We start from the raw sequence: 16,988 nt of genomic DNA, 5'->3' as shown, positions 1-16,988 counted from the left end.
GCGCAGGGATTGGAAATGATTGGGCGGCCCAGGCACAATTGTTGCTGGTGAGTGCCCGTTGCGTGTTGTGCATTGGCGGCACCCCGTAGCAAGCACCCGGGCACTTGAACTGCCGGGGGCGGAAAAGCTACTGTCGCGCGAATGCGGTTGTCTCCTGCCCGGTCGTCCCATATGGCCAGAAACGCGCCGACAAACCTCTGTAAAGGATAGATAATGTCAGATCCCTGCATCCTGTGTGTCGCAATCACCGGCAGTGTGCCGACCAAGGCTGCCAACCCTGCGGTCCCGATCTCCGTACAGGAACAGGTCGAGAGCACCCATGAGGCTTTCGAAGCTGGCGCGTCGATCTGTCATGCGCATGTCCGGAATGCAGATCAGACCCCGTCTTCCGATCCGGAAAAGTTTGCCGCGCTGAAAGAAGCGGTCGAAAAACACTGTCCCGGGATGATCATCCAGTTTTCCACCGGTGGTCGGTCAGGCGCTGGTCAGGAGCGCGGCGGTATGCTGCCATTGAGGCCTGACATGGCGTCTTTGTCTGTGGGATCAAACAACTTCCCGACGCGGGTTTATGAAAACCCGCCAGATCTGGTGGCCTGGCTTTCCTCCGAAATGCAGACCCACGAAATTGTGCCGGAAATCGAAGCCTTTGATCTCAGTCATGTGCTGCATGCCATCCGGATGCATGAAGCGGGCCTGCTCTTTGGCCGGCTTTACGTGCAGTTCGTAATGGGCGTGAAGAATGCGATGCCTGCAGACCGCGAGGTGTTCGATTTTTACGTTGAAACCATTCGCAAACGTGCCCCAGAAGCTGCGTGGTGTGCGGCTGGCATCGGTCCGGCCCAGATCGAGGTGAACGAATGGGCAATCGCTGCGGGCGGGCATACACGCGCCGGTCTGGAGGACAATGTGCGTCTCGACCGGAATACGCTCGCTCCGTCGAATGCAGCACTGATCCGTCGGGCAGCAGAGCTTTGCGAAAAATACGAACGTCCCGTCGCTACACCGGCACAGGCGCGCGCGATTCTGGGGCTTCGCGCCGCCGCTGCCTGATCAGCCGAGCGCGTAGCCTGCGCCGCGTACCGTACGCAGCGGATCGCTGCCGCCGTGCTGCGTCAGCGCTTTGCGCAGCCTGCCGATGTGCACGTCAACCGTACGCGTATCGACATAGATGTCGCGCCCCCAGACACGGTCCAGCAACTGTTCGCGGGTAAACACTCTGCCCGGTTTTTCCATGAAAGTGGACAGCAGCCGGAATTCGGTGGGTCCGAGACGCAGCTCGTCCCCGCCCCGGTTCACCCGGTGGCTTGTGGCGTCCAGAACGATGTCTTCATACTCCAGACGCTCTCCGGACGCAGCAGGCCGGACGCGGCGCAGCTGGCTGCGCACCCGCGCCATCAGTTCCAGCACGGAATAGGGTTTGATTACATAATCATCTGCGCCGGTTTCAAGGCCGCGCACACGGTCGACCTCTTCGGAGCGGGCCGACAGCATGATGACCGGAATGCCGCGTGTTTCGCTGCGGATTTTGAGCCTTCGGCAGACTTCGATACCCGACAGGTTCGGCATCATCCAGTCCAGCACGATGACGTCCGGCGCCTGCTCGTCCACAAGCATGAGCGCTTCCTCACCATCCTCGGCCCTGCTGACCGCGAACCCTTCCGCTTCCAGGTTATAGGCCAGTACCTCGCGCTGTGCGGGCTCATCCTCGACGACGAGAACGCGTGGCTGATCGGCTGACATCAGCCCTGCCCTACAGTGGTGACAGAGGTTTTGTCCGCCTTGGGCCGGGCGTCTTCGGGGTGTTCGCCGGTGACAAGGTACACAACCTGCTCTGCGATCGACGTTACGTGATCACCCATCCGCTCCACGTTCTTGGCAATGAAATGCAGGTGCATGCAGGCCGTGATGTTGCGCGGGTCTTCCATCATGAAGGTCAGGAACTCGCGGAACAGCGCATTATACATCTGGTCCACATCGCGGTCGTGCAGGATGACACTGGTCGCCAGTTCAGCATCCCGCTGGACATAGGCATCGAGCGCGTCTTTGAGCATCTTCTCAACCTCTCGGGACATCCGGCGCAGGGCCCCCGTGCTGTCATCCACCGGTGCCATCTGGGCCAACACGCCGGTGCGTTTGGCCATGTTCTTGGCATAGTCACCAATGCGCTCCAGGTTCGCACTGATTTTGATCACGCTGAGAATGAGCCGCAGGTCGCGTGCGATGGGAGCACGCAGGGCGATAACGCGGGCCGCTTCTTCGTTAATCATTTCTTCCAGATCGTCGATTGTCCGGTCCGCTTTGCGCACCTTCTCCGCCAGTTCCTCGTCGCGGGTATCCAGCGACTGCGCGCTTTCGCGGATGGCCGCCTCGACAAGCCCGCCCATTTTCATGATCTGCGCCTGGATGGCTTCGAGATCGCGGTCAAAAACCGATGCAATATGTTGATCCTGAACCATTTATCCGATCCTGCCTGTGATGTAGCTTTCTGTGCGGGGATCTTCGGGGTTGGTGAAGATCTGACCCGTTTCACCGTATTCCACGAGGTTTCCGAGGTGGAAAAACGCGGTGCGCTGGCTGACCCGCGCGGCCTGCTGCATCGAGTGGGTCACGATGACCACCGAATAATTCTGGCGCAGCTCGTCGATCAGTTCCTCGACCTGGGCTGTGGCGATCGGGTCAAGCGCCGAACAGGGTTCATCCATCAGCAGCACTTCCGGTTCGGTGGCAACCGCGCGGGCGATGCACAGGCGCTGCTGTTGTCCACCGGACAACCCGGTGCCCGGTGCGTTGAGCCGGTCCTTTACCTCGTCCCACAGGGCGGCGCTGCGCAGGGATTGTTCAACAATATCATCCAGTTCTGCCTTGTTCTTGGCCAGGCCGTGGATGCGCGGCCCATAGGACACATTGTCATAAATCGATTTCGGAAAAGGGTTCGGTTTCTGAAATACCATGCCGACCTTGGCCCGCAGCTGCACCGGGTCCACACGTTTGTCGTAGATGTCTTCGCCGTCAATGCGGATGTCACCTTCGACGCGAGCTACGTCAATGGTGTCATTCATCCTGTTGATACAGCGTAGAAAAGTCGACTTTCCACAACCCGAGGGACCGATAAATGCGGTCACGGTCCGGTCCTGGATGTCCACATTCACGTCTTTGATGGCATGTGTGTCGCCATAATAGACCTGGACGCCCTTTGCGGCGATCTTGACCTCATTGGTGTCCACGGTTCTCTCCAGTATTCTCATATCGTTCATGTTCGGGCTCCTGTCTTACCAGCGGCGCTCAAAGCGGCGGCGCAGGATAACGGCAAGGGTGTTCATCGAAATCAGGAACGCGAGCAGGATGATAATGCCACCCCAGGCACGTTCGTAAAAGGCCGGATCGGCGCGTTTGGCCCACTCGTAAATCTGCGCGGGCATGGCGGAGTTCGGGTCAAGCAGGCCGCTGGCGATCCCGTCGGGCGCGTTGGAGGCAATAAATCCGACCATACCGATCAGCAGCAGCGGAGCTGTTTCCCCCAGCGCCTGCGCCAGCCCGATGATGGTGCCGGTCAGAATGCCAGGTGCGGCGAGCGGCAGAACATGATGGAAGACTGCCTGCATTTTCGACGCCCCTACCCCAAGAGCCGCGTCCCGGATGGAGGGCGGCACGGCTTTGAGTGAGGCGCGTGTCGAGATGATGATCGTGGGCAGCGTCATCAGTGTCAGCACCAGCCCGCCGACCAGTGGCGCCGATTGCGGCAGGTGCATGAACTGGATGAACACGGCTAAACCAAGGATACCGAAGACGATGGAAGGCACCGCAGCAAGGTTCGCGATGTTCACTTCGATCAGGTCGGTCCAGCGGTTCTTTGGCGCAAACTCTTCAAGGTAGATGGACGCGGCCACGCCGATGGGCAGTGACAGCACCAGTACCACCAGCATCATGAAAAATGATCCCATCATGGCCACGCCAATCCCTGCCGCCTCGGCACGGCTCTCGGAGGCGTCAGCACCCGTGATGAAATCCATATTGAAGGTTTTCTCAATCACACCCAGGGGCACCAGGGCGTCGACCAGATCGAGATGCTCTGCGTCAATATTCTTGTCACGCGCCACATCTTCGCGCTTCACCCGGTCCTTGAGGTATCCGTCCACCCGGCTGGAGGCGAGGATACGGAAGTCCACCGTTTCACCGATCAGCGCAGGGTCCGACAGCACGACGTCCCGCACCTGTGCGGCGGCGGAAGCAGAGATCAGCGCCTTCATGTCCTTGCGCTTTTCCAGAGGCGTTTCGATTTCTGCGGCCTGCACCGCATCAAACAGGGCCTGCTGGACCAATGGCGTGTAGCCGAAGGTGGACACTTTGGCGAGGTCTGCGGGATCGCGGTTGCCCTTTTTGTCCAGCTTGGCCGGGTCCAGATAGACGGATACGTTGATAAAGGTCTGCTGGAATGCGCCTGTGCCGCTGGCAATGATAGAGGTCAGCAGAACGATCAGGCAGAAAATGCCCGTCGCGATACCCGCAATGCCATACATCCGGAAACGGGCCTCGGCCGCCTTGCGCTTCTGTGTGCGGGCATCGGGTGATGTCAGTGATACAGACCGGCGGGCCTTCGCCGGGACGGGGGTGGTTGCATCGGTCATTCGTACTGCTCCCGGTATTTGCGCACGATATAAAGGGCAAAGACGTTCAGGCAGAGGGTCAGCACAAAAAGGGTGATCCCCAGCGCGAAGGCCACAAGCGCCTCGGGCGAGGCGAAGTCGCTGTCACCTGTCAGCTGTGAAACGATCTTGGCGGTGACGGTTGTCATGGCCTCAAAGGGGTTGAGAGAAAGCCGCGCCGCCGCCCCTGCCCCCAGCACCACGATCATCGTCTCGCCGATGGCGCGGCTGGCGGCCAGCAGGATGGCACCAACAATACCCGGCAGAGCCGCCGGCAGGACGACCTGGCGGATGGTCTCAGACCGCGTGGCGCCCAGCCCGTAAGAGCCGTCGCGCAGCGACTGCGGAACCGCGTTGATGATGTCATCCGACAGGGAACTGACAAACGGGATCAGCATGATCCCCATGGCGATCCCTGCTGTCATGACAGAGCGACCGCCGCCCATCCAGCCCAGACCTTCATTGCCGAACACAGAGACCAGCATTGGTCCGATGGTCAGCAGCGCAAAGAGCCCGTAAACAATTGTCGGGATACCGGCGAGGATTTCCAGCAGCGGCTTAGCAATGCCCCGGACGCGCGGCGTTGCGTATTCAGAGAGGTAAATCGCGGAGTAGAGCCCGATCGGCACAGCGACCAGCAGGGCGACGATGGAGATATAGATTGTTCCCCAAAGCAGCGGCAGGATGCCAAGGCTTGAGGCCCCGCCGCGCCCGGAAAAGCTCGGCGCCCATTCCAGCAGGGTGAAGAACTCAGCCGCGGGGTAAAGACGGAAGAACTCGACCGTGTTGAAGACCAGCGACAGGATGATCCCCACCGTCGTCAGGATCGCGACAGAGGCCGCGGCAATCAGGATTGCCAGAATACCCTGTTCAACAACGTTGCGGGCCCGGAAATCACGCCCGCTTTCCATCGTGCCCCATGCGGCACCGGCGACACCGACGATCAGCACCGCGATTGTCATCAGCAGGTTCGAGCCGGTGCTCATGTCGCGATAAACTTGCGCTGCAGCCAGGACCGGCCCGGTCAGATCGGTCGTGACGACCTGTCCCGCGTCTTTCAGGGCCTGCGTAATTGTCTGTGGGTCAGCAGAAGTGGCATCCGCAGTGTCCGCATCGATTGTTCCGGCGGCAACGGCAGCATCCAGGCCATCGGCGATGCGGCGGACTTCCGACATCACGAGCCCCATGCTGGACCCTTCCGATATTTCGCTCTCCGGTATCATGCCTGAAACCCGGTTTTCGATCACCAGCGGTTGTGCCAGCATCCAGAAGATCAGCAGGCCCGCGGCGGGTACCAGTGACTTCAGGAAGGCGTTTGATCCATAGTAGACCGGCAGGGAATGCAGCAGCCTGCTGTCGCCCCCTGCGCTGGCCAGCGCGCGTCTGCGGCCAAGCACAAATCCTGCCGCCGAGAGCGCAAGGATCAGCAGTGAAAGCCAGAGTAGTGACATGGTTCCCCCGAAGACACCTGATGGGACCATTGCGTGATCCCGGGTTTGCAGCGGGCCGCCAGAGCCGCCCGCCACCTGTGTTGGATTAATCCGTCAGGATCAGCTGCCGCCACCCATGACGGCTTCGTCGAACACGGCTTCCTGCGTTGCAGCCAGTTCCGGGTCAGACACCAGACCATATTCCGCCAGAGGACCATCGGGGCCTGCGATCTCATCCGCGACAAAAAACTCAGCGAATTCTTTCAGGCCCGGGATGACGCCGATGTGTGCTTTCTTGATGTAGAAATACAACGGACGCGACACAGGATACTCACCCGCAGCGATGGTTTCGGTTGTGGGCTCTACGCCCGCCATTGTCGCCACTTTCAGCTTATCGGTGTTGTTCTCGTAGAATGCGAGGCCGAACACGCCGATGGCGTTGCTGTTGGCGTCGATGGATGCCAGCGTCTCTGTGTAGTCGCCATCAATGTCCACAGACCGGCCGTCGGTGCGGACTTCAAGGCAGGCATCTTCGGCGTCATCTTCGGACATACCGCCCGCGATCATCGCTTCCATCGCACCTGTTGCTTCGCAGCCCGCTGCAATTACCTTTTCCTCGAAAACTTCGCGGGTGCCGTGCTTGGTGCCCGGAATGAAGGCGAGGATTTCTGCGTCAGGCAGATCGGAATTGAAATCCGACCATTTGGTGTAGGGGTTGTCGACCAGCGCGCCGTCCACCATCACTTTCGGAGCGAGCGCGTTGAAAATGTCAGACTGCGAAAAGGCCGTGTAGGCAGGACCGTCAAACTGGCTTGCGAAAACAATGCCGTCGTAGCCGATGCGGACTTCGATGATGTCAGTCACACCGTTTTCAGCACAGGCCTTGATCTCTTTTTCGCGGATCGCGCGGGATGCGTTTGCGATGTCGGTGTGCTCGGTGCCTACGCCCTGGCAGAAGCGCTTGAGGCCAGCCGAGGAGCCTCCGGATTCAACAACCGGTGTCGGAAAGTCGAAGTTTTCGCCGAAAGCTTCCGCAACGATGGACGCATAAGGCAGAACGGTGGACGACCCTGCGACCTGAACCTGATCCCGGGCTGCAGCGGTTGTGGCCGACAGCGCAGCCAGCGCCAGCGCGGATGTTGTGAGTTTTACGAACGACATGGTGTCTCCTGTCATTTTTTCGCTTACCTGATCACCCCCAATGGCGATCTTGACCGGTGGATTAAGGTCTACGCGCAATGCTTTTGTGACAGTTGCGTAACAGTTTTATGACAGGTGTCCGGGTGGCGGCAAAAAGGTCAGAAAAGCTCTGAAAAGCCCGTCATGTCCGTGTGCCTGCGGGGTCAGCCGCGCAGTTCATCCGGGCGCAGCGGCAGAATCACCGTGAAACAGGCGCCCTGCCCCGGCTCGCTTTCCACCCGCAGACGCCCCCTGTGACGGTTTATGATGTGTTTGACGATAGCAAGGCCCAGCCCCGTCCCGCCAAGCGCCCGGCTGCGGTGACTGTCCGCACGGTAAAACCTTTCTGTCAGCCGGGGAAGATGCTGAGCATCAATGCCAGGGCCATGATCGGTCACGTCAATCCGCACACCGTCGGCACGCAGCGACGGATCCCGCCCGGGTGGCGCAACCCGCACGGTAACAAGACCACCGCTGCCGCCGTATTTGATGCCGTTCTCCACCAGGTTTGTGAACACCTGCATCAGCTGATCCTGATCCCCGGTCAGCTGGACGGGCGCTTCCGGCAGTTCGCAGTTCAGTGTTACGCCGGCCTCTGTTGCAAGCGGAGTCAGGGTCCGCAGCACGCTGCCCAGCAGACCGCCAAGTTCAACGGCGTCCTTCGGCCTGACGCGTTCTTCGTCCTCTACACGGCTGAGCGACAGCAGATCCCCGACCAGACGGTTCATCCGGCCCGCTTCGCCTTCCATGATGTCGAGGAACCGGTCGCGCGCTGCATCATCGTTGCGCGCGGGGCCTCTGAGCGTTTCGATAAACCCCATCAGAGCCGTGAGCGGCGTGCGCAGCTCGTGACTGACGTTGGCAACGAAATCGCGGCGCATCTGCCCGGCCTGTTCCAGATCAGTGGTGTCCTGAAAACACACAAGGATCATGCCCCCATCCCCGGCGATCCGTACAGTGACCTCATACATGCTTTCCCGAACGCCGTCGCTGGACAGCCATCTGGCCCGGCGGGGTTCGCCGTCCCGCAGCGTTTTTTCGATCGCCTCAATCAGAGCGGGCTGGCGGAGCATCGTGATAAAATTGCGGCCGGTGATGCCATCGCCAAGCAACCGGCGCGCCGCGGCGTTGGCAGCGGTGATGCGCTCAGCACTGTCAATCGCCAGCGCGGGCAGCGGCACCGCATCCAGGAACTGCCGGACTGCATCAGACATTCCGTGCCTCTCAGGTGGTCATGGCCGCAGCAACAGCGTCCGTGAAAACAGCACAGAGCGCTTCCGGGTCTTCGAGGCCGACAGATATCCGGAAAAACCCTTCGGACATGCCCAGAGCCGCGCGGTCGTCAGCAGTGAGCGCGCGGTGTGACGAAGAGGCCGGATGCGAAATGGTCGTGCCCACATCTCCGAGTGTCGGCGCAAAGGACAGGCCTTCGGCAGCGCGCGTAAACGCGTTTGCCTGCGTCCTGCCACCGTCGATCTCAAAACTGACCATGTTGCAGAACCGCCCGCCCATCAGGTCATCCAGCAGCGCCCGGTCCGGATGGTCCGCCCGTCCCGGATACAGGACGCGCGTGACACCCGGCAGCCCGGCCAGGTGATCGGCCAGCACCGCTGCGGTTGCTTCGGCGCGGTCATAGCGCAGCTCGAACGACAGCATCCCGCGTTCCGCCAGCCAGCAGTCGAAGGGGCTGGGGGACATGCCCGCAGTCACGGTGAATACGCGCAGACGGTCATTCAGGTCAGCGTCGCTGGCGGCGACATAGCCCAGCATGACGTCGGAATGCCCGGCCAGCAGTTTGGTCACCGAATGCAGCACAATGTCCGCGCCATGCTCAAAGGGGCGGAAAGCGCGCGGCGTGGTAAAGGTATTGTCGACCACCAGCAGCACGCCGGTCTCCTGGGCCAGCGCTGAAAGCGCCCGGATGTCTGCGACCCGCAGTGTCGGGTTGGAGACGACTTCGACCAGGATCAGTTTTGTTTCCGGCCGGATCGCGGCCCGCATGGCGGTGATATCGCCCGGATCGACCATCGACGTGGCAACGCCCAGGCGCGGCAGATCCTCTGACATCATGCGCAGGGAGCGGCCATAAAGCTGGTTGCCGCCGATCACGTGATCACCCGCATGGGTCAGTCCAAGGAGGACCGCGGAAACAGCCGCCATGCCCGACGATGTGACCACGCCCGGATGTGGCGCGTTTTCCATCCGGTCAAGCCGTCGGGCGACTACGTCCGCATTCGGATGCCCCTCACGGGAATAGGTATAGCCCTGCAGGCCGCCTTCATATTGCTGGTCCAGCATATCCGGCGTGTCCGACGCATAGACAACAGAAGGACTGAGTGGTGTTACAACCGGCCGCGACGCAGAGGCGGGCAGCGCATCCGGGCGCATCAGAGACCCTTTTTCGTTTTTCATATTAATCCTCTGCCGGGCGCAGCTGGTCCCGGAACCGTCTCATATTGTCCTGATAGTGCTGCGCCGAAGCCGTCAGTCCGGCAATGGCATCCGCATCCAGCGTACGGACCACCTTGCCCGGCACGCCCATCACCAGGCTGCCGTCCGGTATCACCTTGTTTTCCGTGATCAGCGCACCAGCGCCGATCAGACAGTTATCCCCGATCTGTGCACCATTGAGGATTGTGGCCCCCATCCCGATCAGCGAATTGTTCCCGATGGTACAGCCGTGCAGCATCACCTTGTGTCCGATCGTGCAGTTTTCACCGATGGTCAGCGGATAGCCTGCGTCGATGTGGAACACGCAGTTTTCCTGCACATTGGACCCCCGGCCCACGCGGATCTCCTCGTGATCTGCGCGGATGGTCGTCCCGAACCAGACAGAGGCCCCCTTCTCCAGCACAACCTTGCCGATCAGGTTGGCATCGGGGGCCACCCATGTGTCTTCATGGATCTGTGGCTCGTCCGGGCCCAGTGCATAAACGGTCATGACAGCTCCTCGAATTCGGCCTGCAGGGCGCGCACATGATCTGTCAGCCCCGGCTGCTGGCTGCGCCGCAGACGCGTGGCGCCGATGATCGTGCGCAGGCGCTGCTCTGTGTCATCCAGATCGTCGTTGATCAGCACGTAGTCATAGCTGCCCCAGTGGCTGATTTCGTCCCAGCTTTTGTCCATGCGCCGGGCAATCGTGGCGGCGTCATCCTGTGCGCGTTTCTCCAGCCGGCTGCGGAGTTCCGTGATCGACGGCGGCAGCAGAAAGATCGACAGCGTGTGTGCGCTGAGCGCGGAATTGGTGATCTGCTGCGCACCCTGCCAATCGATGTCGAACAGGACATCGCGGCCTGCGTCGATGGCGTCCTGAACCGGTGCGCGGGGAGAGCCATAAAAATTGCCGAACACATGGGCGTGCTCCAGCATGCCTTCATCCGCGACCTGCGCCTTGAATTCGGTTTCGCTGACAAAATGGTACTCGCGGCCGTTTTGCTCGCCAGGACGCGGCGCCCGCGTTGTGGCCGAAACCGAAAATTCGATGTCCGGGTCCCAGTCCCGGAGCCGCCGGGCCAGCGTCGATTTGCCAGCCCCCGAGGGGGAGCTGAGAATTATCAGCAGACCACGTCGTGTCACGCTCATACCTTACTCCACATTCTGAACCTGTTCGCGCATCTGGTCGATCAGCGCCTTGAGCGCCAGGCCACAGCGTGTCAGGTCGGTGTTCTGCGCCTTGGAGCACAGAGTGTTGGTCTCACGGTTGAATTCCTGCATCAGGAAATCCAGTTTGCGGCCCGCTGGTCCGCCTTTGGAAATAAGTTCCCGCGCTGCATCAACGTGGGCTGACAGGCGGTCGATTTCTTCGGTGATGTCGGATTTGACCGCCAGCAGCGCCAGTTCCTGTGCCACGCGGTCTGCATCCGCGCCGTCGCTGTTATCCAGCACGCGCGCCAGATTGCGCTGCAGGGTTCCGGCCATTTCATCCGCGCGGGCTGCGGCGAGCGCTGCTGCCTCTGCAGTCAGGCGGGCAACCTCGTCCAGTTGTCCGGACAATATCGTCTCCAGTGCCGCGCCCTCGGTTTCGCGCATGGCGTTCCAGTCGGTTATCAGCGCAGCGGCTTCCCCTGTCAGCAAGCCCAACAGTGCTGCTGTGTCATCTTCTGCTCCGGCCTGTTCCAGCACACCGCGCTGTACGAGCAGGTCCGAGGCGCGCGATGGCGCCAGCGACACACCGGCGTCCATGGCCCGTGTCTCGATCTCGGCCAGCGCGGCGAGCATCCGGTCGAGCTGTCCTGTGTTGATCTGCAGCGCGCCGCTGTGTTCCTCACGCGTGACGCGCAGAGACAGAGTGACATTGCCACGCGTCGTTGCCACGGAAAGCTGTTTGCGCAGGGCCGCTTCCAGACCCTCTATCCAGTCCGGCACCCGCAGGCGCAGGTCCTGACCTTTACCGTTCACGCTGCGCAGCTCCCAGCTCCAGGAATGCGGCGCCAGGCTGCCGGTCGCAGAGGCAAATCCTGTCATTGAACGGATCATTGTGTGTTCCTCTTCACAGATAGCGCGCGTGTTCAGCCTTATGGTGAAACCAGATGCAAGGGCAACCCCCGCCACAGAGCGGCGGGTTAACCAAAAGGGGAGTTAGAAGGCCATTTATTGAAAATTGTTGGTATTAATAATTCATCAACGATTAAGGCGGGATATAGGCAAATCTCACAGAGATGCGCCTTTGGACCGCAAAAAACCAACGCCCGGGCATTTACCCGGCGGAAGGAAGAGTTCAGACAATGGACAATTCGGGTCAAAACAAGCACAATGTGGTGGACATGACGCAGCACGTTTCAAATACCGGCTTTTCGCCGCTGGCACAGGTTGAGGCCTACTGGGAGGCGCTGCGGGGCACGCGTCTGATGCCCAGCCGTGCCGAGATTGACCCGCGCGGGATCGAGCAGGCGCTCGAGTATTCCTTTATCGTGGAACGTATTGCACCGGGCATCGCCCGTATGCGGATTGCCGGCAGCCACCTGAGTGATCTGATGGGGATGGAAGTCCGCGGTATGCCGCTGACCTCGTTCATCACACCAGGTTCGCGCCGTCAGGTCAGCGATACCCTTGAAGAAGTGTTTGAAACACCCGCTGCCTGCACGCTGCATCTGCATTCCGAAGAAGCCGCTGGCATGCCTGCGCTGGACGCGCGGATGCTGCTTCTGCCGCTCAAGAGCGATCTGGGTGACGTCAGCCGCCTGCTTGGTGTGCTGATCGCTGTTGGGGACCCGGGCCGCAGCCCGCGCCGTTTTGATGTGGTGCGCAGCTCTCTGCGCCCGATCGTCCAGGGGACGTCCACCGAGATTGTCGCAAAGCCCAAACCGACCGAAGCGGAAAAAACCATTCTGCGCAGACCAGCGCCGGTTGCCGGTGAAAAGCGCGAACGGCGCGAGCCTGCGGGCTTTGCCGAACCCCGGGCGACATTCCGCACCGAAACGCCGCGCAAAGATGCGCCTTACCTCAGACTGGTGAAGTCGGACGACTGACACACCTGCCCGTTCCTTTGATCAGGACAGCCGTCTGCACAGAATGTGCAGGCGGTTTTTTCTTGCGTCATACAAAAAACCCCCCGCGCGGGGCGCAGGGGGCTGGAATGTCCGGCAAAGGACGTCGCGGGGTCAGCCCGCGATCTTGTCCTTGCGTGCCGCGCGACGGTCCGAAAGCTCTTCGGCCACGAGGAACGCCAGTTCCAGCGATTGACTTGCGTTCAGGCGCGGGTCACAGGCGGTATGGTAGCGATCTGACAGGTCTTCATCGCTGACGGCCCGTACACCACCGGTGCACTCGGTCACGTCCTGCCCGGTCATCTCAAAATGCACGCCACCGGGGACAGTGCCTTCGGCGCCATGCACCCCGAAGAACTCGCGCACTTCCCGCAGCACCGAGTCGAACGGCCGGGTCTTGTAGCCCGAGGAGGACTTGATCGTATTGCCGTGCATCGGATCGCAGACCCAAGTCACGTTGGCCCCTTCTTCGCGCACGGTTTTGATCAGACGCGGCAGATGTTCACCAACCGAGCCTGCACCGAAACGTGCGATGAGCGTCAGACGCCCCTCTTCGTTTTCAGGGTTCAGCTTCGCCATCAGCACTTTCAGGTCTTCGGACGTCATGGTTGGTCCCGCCTTCAGGCCGATCGGGTTCTGAACGCCGCGCGCAAATTCGACATGTGCGCCGTCCGGCTGCCGTGTGCGGTCGCCGATCCAGATCATATGCCCGGACCCTGCAAGCCATTTGCCCGTGGTGCTGTCCACGCGGGTCAGCGCTTCTTCGTATTCCAGCAGCAGCGACTCGTGGCTGGTGTAGAATTCGACGCTCTGCAGCGTGTGCGCTGTATCAGAATTGACGCCCGCCGCAGACATGAAATCCAGCGTGTCGGAGATGCGTGTCGCGATCTCTCTGTACCGCTCAGCTTTTTCGCTTTCAGTGAACCCCAGCGTCCAGGCGTGCACCTGATGCACATCCGCATAACCACCGGTCGAGAACGCCCGCAGCAGGTTCAGCGTGGCAGCCGCCTGGGTGTAGGCGCGCATCATCTTGGCCGGATCGGGGATCCGCGCACCGGCGTTGAAGTCGAGCTCGTTGATGATGTCACCACGGTAGCTCGGCAGTTCAACACCATCCACCGTTTCGGTGGGTGCCGAGCGCGGCTTGGCAAACTGACCGGCCATCCGGCCGACTTTCACAACCGGAACCTTGGCGCCGTGCGTCAGCACGATTGCCATCTGCAGCATCACCTTGAAGGTGTCGCGGATCGCATCCGAACTGAACTGCTCGAAGCTCTCGGCGCAATCGCCGCCCTGCAACAGGAAAGCCTCTCCCCGCCCCGCGGCACCCAGGTGCTTTTTCAGCCGCCGCGCTTCGCCGGCAAACACCAGAAGCGGAAACCTGGAAAGCTGATCCTCAACGGCCCGAAGCGCCTCCTGATCCGGATAATCCGGCATCTGGATTCTCGGTTTGGCACGCCAGCTTGATTTGCTCCATTCACTCATTGTTGGTACTCCGCTTTCCGGCCCGCAGTGCGAGCGCTACCATCTCAGCGCTCTCTATACAAAAGCCCGGGCGCAGTGACCATATCACAAATTCGGCCTCTTGACGCGGCTTTCACCTCGTGGCCAAGGTGTTCCGACACTGTGGCGCAAACACGCCGCAGTGCGGGAAAGATCAGACTTAAGAGGCAGTAATGTCCGCACAGCAACCCGCCAGGCGTATCGACACGCCGGTCGACCGGCCGCAGCGCTTCGTTTTTGTGCTGCTGCATGACTTCACCATGCTGTCCTTTGCCTCTGCCGTCGAAGCGCTGCGCATCGCGAATCGCATGTCGGGACGCGCGCTCTATGAGTGGAAAACGCTGGGCGAGGATGGAGAGGCTGTCAGCAGCTGTGCCGGTATCCGGTTTCAGGTGGACGGCGATCTGGAAGACGTCTCACGCGATGACGTGATCATGCTCTGCGGTGGTGTGAACATTCAGGGGGCTACCACAAAAAAACTGCTGGGCTGGCTGCGGCGTGAAGCGCGCAAGGGCCCGGTTGTGGGCGGGCTCTGTACTGCCGGTCATACGATGGCGAAGGCCGGTCTGCTCGATGGGAAAAAAGCCACCATCCACTGGGAAAACCAGGACAGCTTTGCTGAGGATTTTGAGGACGTCACCCTGACCAAATCGGTCTTTGTGGTGGATGGTAACCGTCTGACCACGGCGGGCGGGACGTCGTCTATTGACCTGATGCTCAAACTGATCGCGGACAAACATGGCGAGGAACTGGCCAATCTGGTGGCGGACCAGATGATCTATTCCTCCATCCGCACGGACCAGGACACCCAGCGTCTGTCGGTGCCCACGCGGATCGGCGTGCGCCACCCGAAACTGTCATCGGTGATCCAGATGATGGAAGCCAATATCGAGGAGCCGATCAGCCCGTCGATCCTGGCAAAGGATGTGGGCATGAGCACCCGGCAGCTGGAGCGGCTGTTCCGGCGTTATCTCAACCGCAGCCCCAAACGCTACTATATGGAACTGCGCCTGCAGAAAGCGCGCAACCTGCTGATGCAGACTGATATGAGCGTGATCAACGTGGCACTTGCCTGCGGGTTTGCCTCGCCGTCGCATTTCTCCAAATGCTACCGCGCGCACTACGATACAACACCCTACCGCGAACGGGGCAGCCATGCGGCACGGTTGTCGATCTGAACCGAACTATCATGGGCTACCAGTCTTAGGTTGATAGTCCGCTAAGCGGACTAAGATACTGTTTGTTCAGGAATGTGCAGAGTAGATCGACAGGTTAGGGCCCGAACTTTGAAAAAACTACTGTTTGATTTCGATGGAGAACTTAAGCGACACCCAGTGAGGGCAATTGCCTTTTTGCTGGCAACGCAGTTCGTTTTCTTATTGTTGTGGATGACCGCTGTTACTCTTATCCCACATCACCTTGCTATTGCTTCGAACGTTTTGGTTTGGAGCTGGCTGTTCTTAATGCTCTATTTGCTGGGACCCGTCGTTGGGCTATCGAACTGGTGGTTCGGTGGCAAGAAGTAAGTTTGGGCTCAGAGCGGCCGTTGCTGGATTGACGAAAAGTGGGATGCAGATAACCGGCTTTTCTATGCTCTACTGCGCAGCGATCCTGTAAACCGCGCCATTTCCCACCGAAATAAACCAGATGCTGCCATCCGGGGCCTGAACGATATCGCGGACGCGGTCCGTGGCGCTGTTTTCGATCTGCTGCACTTCGCGGGCGGTCTGACCGGAGACTTCCAGCCGCGCGATATAATCAAACTTCAGTGAGCCTACAAAGATATCCCCGCGCCAGGCCGGGAACATGTCGCCGGAATAGACCAGCAGGCCGGACGGCGCGATGGACGGGTCCCAGTAAAAGGCAGGCTGTTCCATGCCGGCTTTTTCGGTGCCTTCGCCGATCTTACCGCCCGAATAATGGCGGCCATAGGAAATCACCGGCCAGCCGAAATTGGCCCCCTTACGCACAAAATTGACTTCGTCGCCTCCGCGCGCGCCGTGCTCGGCTGTCCATAGGTTGCCCGAGGCATCAAGCCCGGCCCCCTGCGGATTGCGGTGACCAAAGGACCATATTTCCGGCAGTACACCGGCGGTGCCGACAAACGGATTGTCGGCGGGCACAGAGCCATCGCGGTTCACGCGGATGATGCTGCCGTTGTGACTGTCGCGATCCTGAGCTGACGGCCGGTCGCCCCGGTCGCCGATGGTCAGGTAAAGCGTGCCGTCGCGTGCCTCGACCACGCGGCTGCCGAAATGTCGCCCGCCGGAGGAGCCGGGTTTCATCTCAAACAGGTCCCGGACGTTTTCCAGCCGCGTGCCATCTGCTGACAGGGTCGCGGCCGCGAGCGCCGTGCCACTGCCTCCATGCTGCGGTTTTGAATAGCTCAGCCACAGGGTGCGGGTGGTCACAAAATCGCGGGCGATGGTGATATCCAGCAGGCCGCCCTGCCCGTTATCGCTGACCCTTGGCACGCCCGCGACGTTCTCCGGCTGTCGGCCGTCGGCAAAGTAAAGCAACCGCCCGTCTTTTTCGGTCACAAGGAAACTGCCATCGGGCAATATACCCACGGCCCAGGGCTGATCCAGCCCGGTTGCCACCGGAGCGAGTGTCGCCGCCTCCTGTGCGCGTGCAGGTGGGCCCGCGAGATGTGCCGCTGCACCGGCTGCCAGTAACACCCCTGACAGGAGAAACGACTTAAACCGGCTGCTGGACATGCTTTTTTCCTTATTTTGATGAGGATTACA

16 protein-coding genes are annotated in these 16,988 nt (G+C 60.6%); 3 read left to right on the top strand and 13 right to left on the bottom strand.

The features are described from left to right. Window positions 1-213: 213 nt before the first annotated feature. Entirely contained in the window at window positions 214-1,050 is an 837-nt protein-coding gene (locus tag AB4K19_RS07250) for a 3-keto-5-aminohexanoate cleavage protein (protein ID WP_375227754.1), read from the top strand. On the opposite strand, the gene phoB is transcribed toward AB4K19_RS07250, so the two are convergent. The 11 genes from phoB to AB4K19_RS07195 form a co-directional block, all read right to left on the bottom strand. Beyond that, a complete protein-coding gene (gene phoB / locus AB4K19_RS07245) occupies window positions 1,051-1,740 on the bottom strand; it encodes a phosphate regulon transcriptional regulator PhoB (protein ID WP_375227753.1) in 690 nt (229 codons plus the stop codon). Then, complete coding sequence (phoU, locus tag AB4K19_RS07240) at window positions 1,740-2,456, bottom strand: phosphate signaling complex protein PhoU (RefSeq protein ID WP_375227752.1); 717 nt, start codon at window positions 2,454-2,456, stop codon at window positions 1,740-1,742. The genes phoB and phoU overlap by 1 nt, the downstream gene beginning before the upstream one ends. Beyond that, on the bottom strand, window positions 2,457-3,254 hold the full coding sequence (pstB, locus tag AB4K19_RS07235; protein WP_375227751.1) for a phosphate ABC transporter ATP-binding protein PstB: 798 nt from the start codon (window positions 3,252-3,254) through the stop codon (window positions 2,457-2,459). Window positions 3,255-3,269: 15 nt separating this feature from the next. Continuing rightward, window positions 3,270-4,625 carry a phosphate ABC transporter permease PstA gene (gene pstA / locus AB4K19_RS07230; protein ID WP_375227750.1) on the bottom strand — a complete coding sequence of 452 codons (1,356 nt, stop codon included), beginning with the start codon at window positions 4,623-4,625 and terminating at the stop codon, window positions 3,270-3,272. After that, window positions 4,622-6,094, bottom strand: coding sequence for a phosphate ABC transporter permease subunit PstC (gene pstC / locus AB4K19_RS07225; RefSeq protein ID WP_375227749.1), 1,473 nt, complete (start codon window positions 6,092-6,094; stop codon window positions 4,622-4,624). The genes pstA and pstC overlap by 4 nt, the downstream gene beginning before the upstream one ends. A gap of 99 nt (window positions 6,095-6,193) precedes the next feature. Next, complete coding sequence (locus AB4K19_RS07220; RefSeq protein WP_375227748.1) at window positions 6,194-7,234, bottom strand: substrate-binding domain-containing protein; 1,041 nt, start codon at window positions 7,232-7,234, stop codon at window positions 6,194-6,196. Between the two features lie 182 nt (window positions 7,235-7,416). Next, entirely contained in the window at window positions 7,417-8,466 is a 1,050-nt protein-coding gene (locus AB4K19_RS07215) for a sensor histidine kinase (protein WP_375227747.1), read from the bottom strand. A gap of 10 nt (window positions 8,467-8,476) precedes the next feature. Continuing rightward, window positions 8,477-9,664 carry a trans-sulfuration enzyme family protein gene (locus AB4K19_RS07210; protein WP_375227746.1) on the bottom strand — a complete coding sequence of 396 codons (1,188 nt, stop codon included), beginning with the start codon at window positions 9,662-9,664 and terminating at the stop codon, window positions 8,477-8,479. Window position 9,665: 1 nt separating this feature from the next. Further along, the gene (locus AB4K19_RS07205; RefSeq protein WP_375227745.1) at window positions 9,666-10,193 is read right to left on the bottom strand and encodes a gamma carbonic anhydrase family protein; all 528 of its coding nucleotides are present in this window, start codon (window positions 10,191-10,193) and stop codon (window positions 9,666-9,668) included. Then, window positions 10,190-10,834 carry a guanylate kinase gene (gene gmk / locus AB4K19_RS07200; protein WP_375227744.1) on the bottom strand — a complete coding sequence of 215 codons (645 nt, stop codon included), beginning with the start codon at window positions 10,832-10,834 and terminating at the stop codon, window positions 10,190-10,192. The genes AB4K19_RS07205 and gmk overlap by 4 nt, the downstream gene beginning before the upstream one ends. 3 nt (window positions 10,835-10,837) lie before the next feature. Next, window positions 10,838-11,728: a YicC/YloC family endoribonuclease gene (locus tag AB4K19_RS07195; RefSeq protein ID WP_436399383.1), complete on the bottom strand. Its 891-nt coding sequence runs from the start codon at window positions 11,726-11,728 to the stop codon at window positions 10,838-10,840. Between the two features lie 287 nt (window positions 11,729-12,015). Between AB4K19_RS07195 and AB4K19_RS07190 the strand changes: the two genes are divergently transcribed. Continuing rightward, window positions 12,016-12,720 (top strand): PAS domain-containing protein, encoded by a 705-nt coding sequence (locus tag AB4K19_RS07190; RefSeq protein WP_375227742.1) that lies wholly within the window; start codon window positions 12,016-12,018, stop codon window positions 12,718-12,720. 132 nt (window positions 12,721-12,852) lie between these two features. Here AB4K19_RS07190 and AB4K19_RS07185 read toward each other — a convergent pair whose 3' ends face one another. Continuing rightward, entirely contained in the window at window positions 12,853-14,223 is a 1,371-nt protein-coding gene (locus AB4K19_RS07185) for a class II 3-deoxy-7-phosphoheptulonate synthase (protein ID WP_436399382.1), read from the bottom strand. 191 nt (window positions 14,224-14,414) lie between these two features. Here AB4K19_RS07185 and AB4K19_RS07180 point away from each other — a divergent pair, with 191 nt between their 5' ends. Continuing rightward, entirely contained in the window at window positions 14,415-15,419 is a 1,005-nt protein-coding gene (locus AB4K19_RS07180; RefSeq protein WP_375227740.1) for a GlxA family transcriptional regulator, read from the top strand. 417 nt (window positions 15,420-15,836) lie between these two features. On the opposite strand, the gene AB4K19_RS07175 is transcribed toward AB4K19_RS07180, so the two are convergent. Then, on the bottom strand, window positions 15,837-16,958 hold the full coding sequence (locus tag AB4K19_RS07175; protein ID WP_375227739.1) for a PQQ-dependent sugar dehydrogenase: 1,122 nt from the start codon (window positions 16,956-16,958) through the stop codon (window positions 15,837-15,839). Window positions 16,959-16,988: the final 30 nt, after the last annotated feature.

Source organism: Roseobacter phycocola, assembly GCF_042055075.2.
Classification (GTDB): Bacteria; Pseudomonadota; Alphaproteobacteria; order Rhodobacterales; family Rhodobacteraceae; genus Roseobacter.
This window is presented reverse-complemented; position numbering and strand designations above follow the sequence as displayed.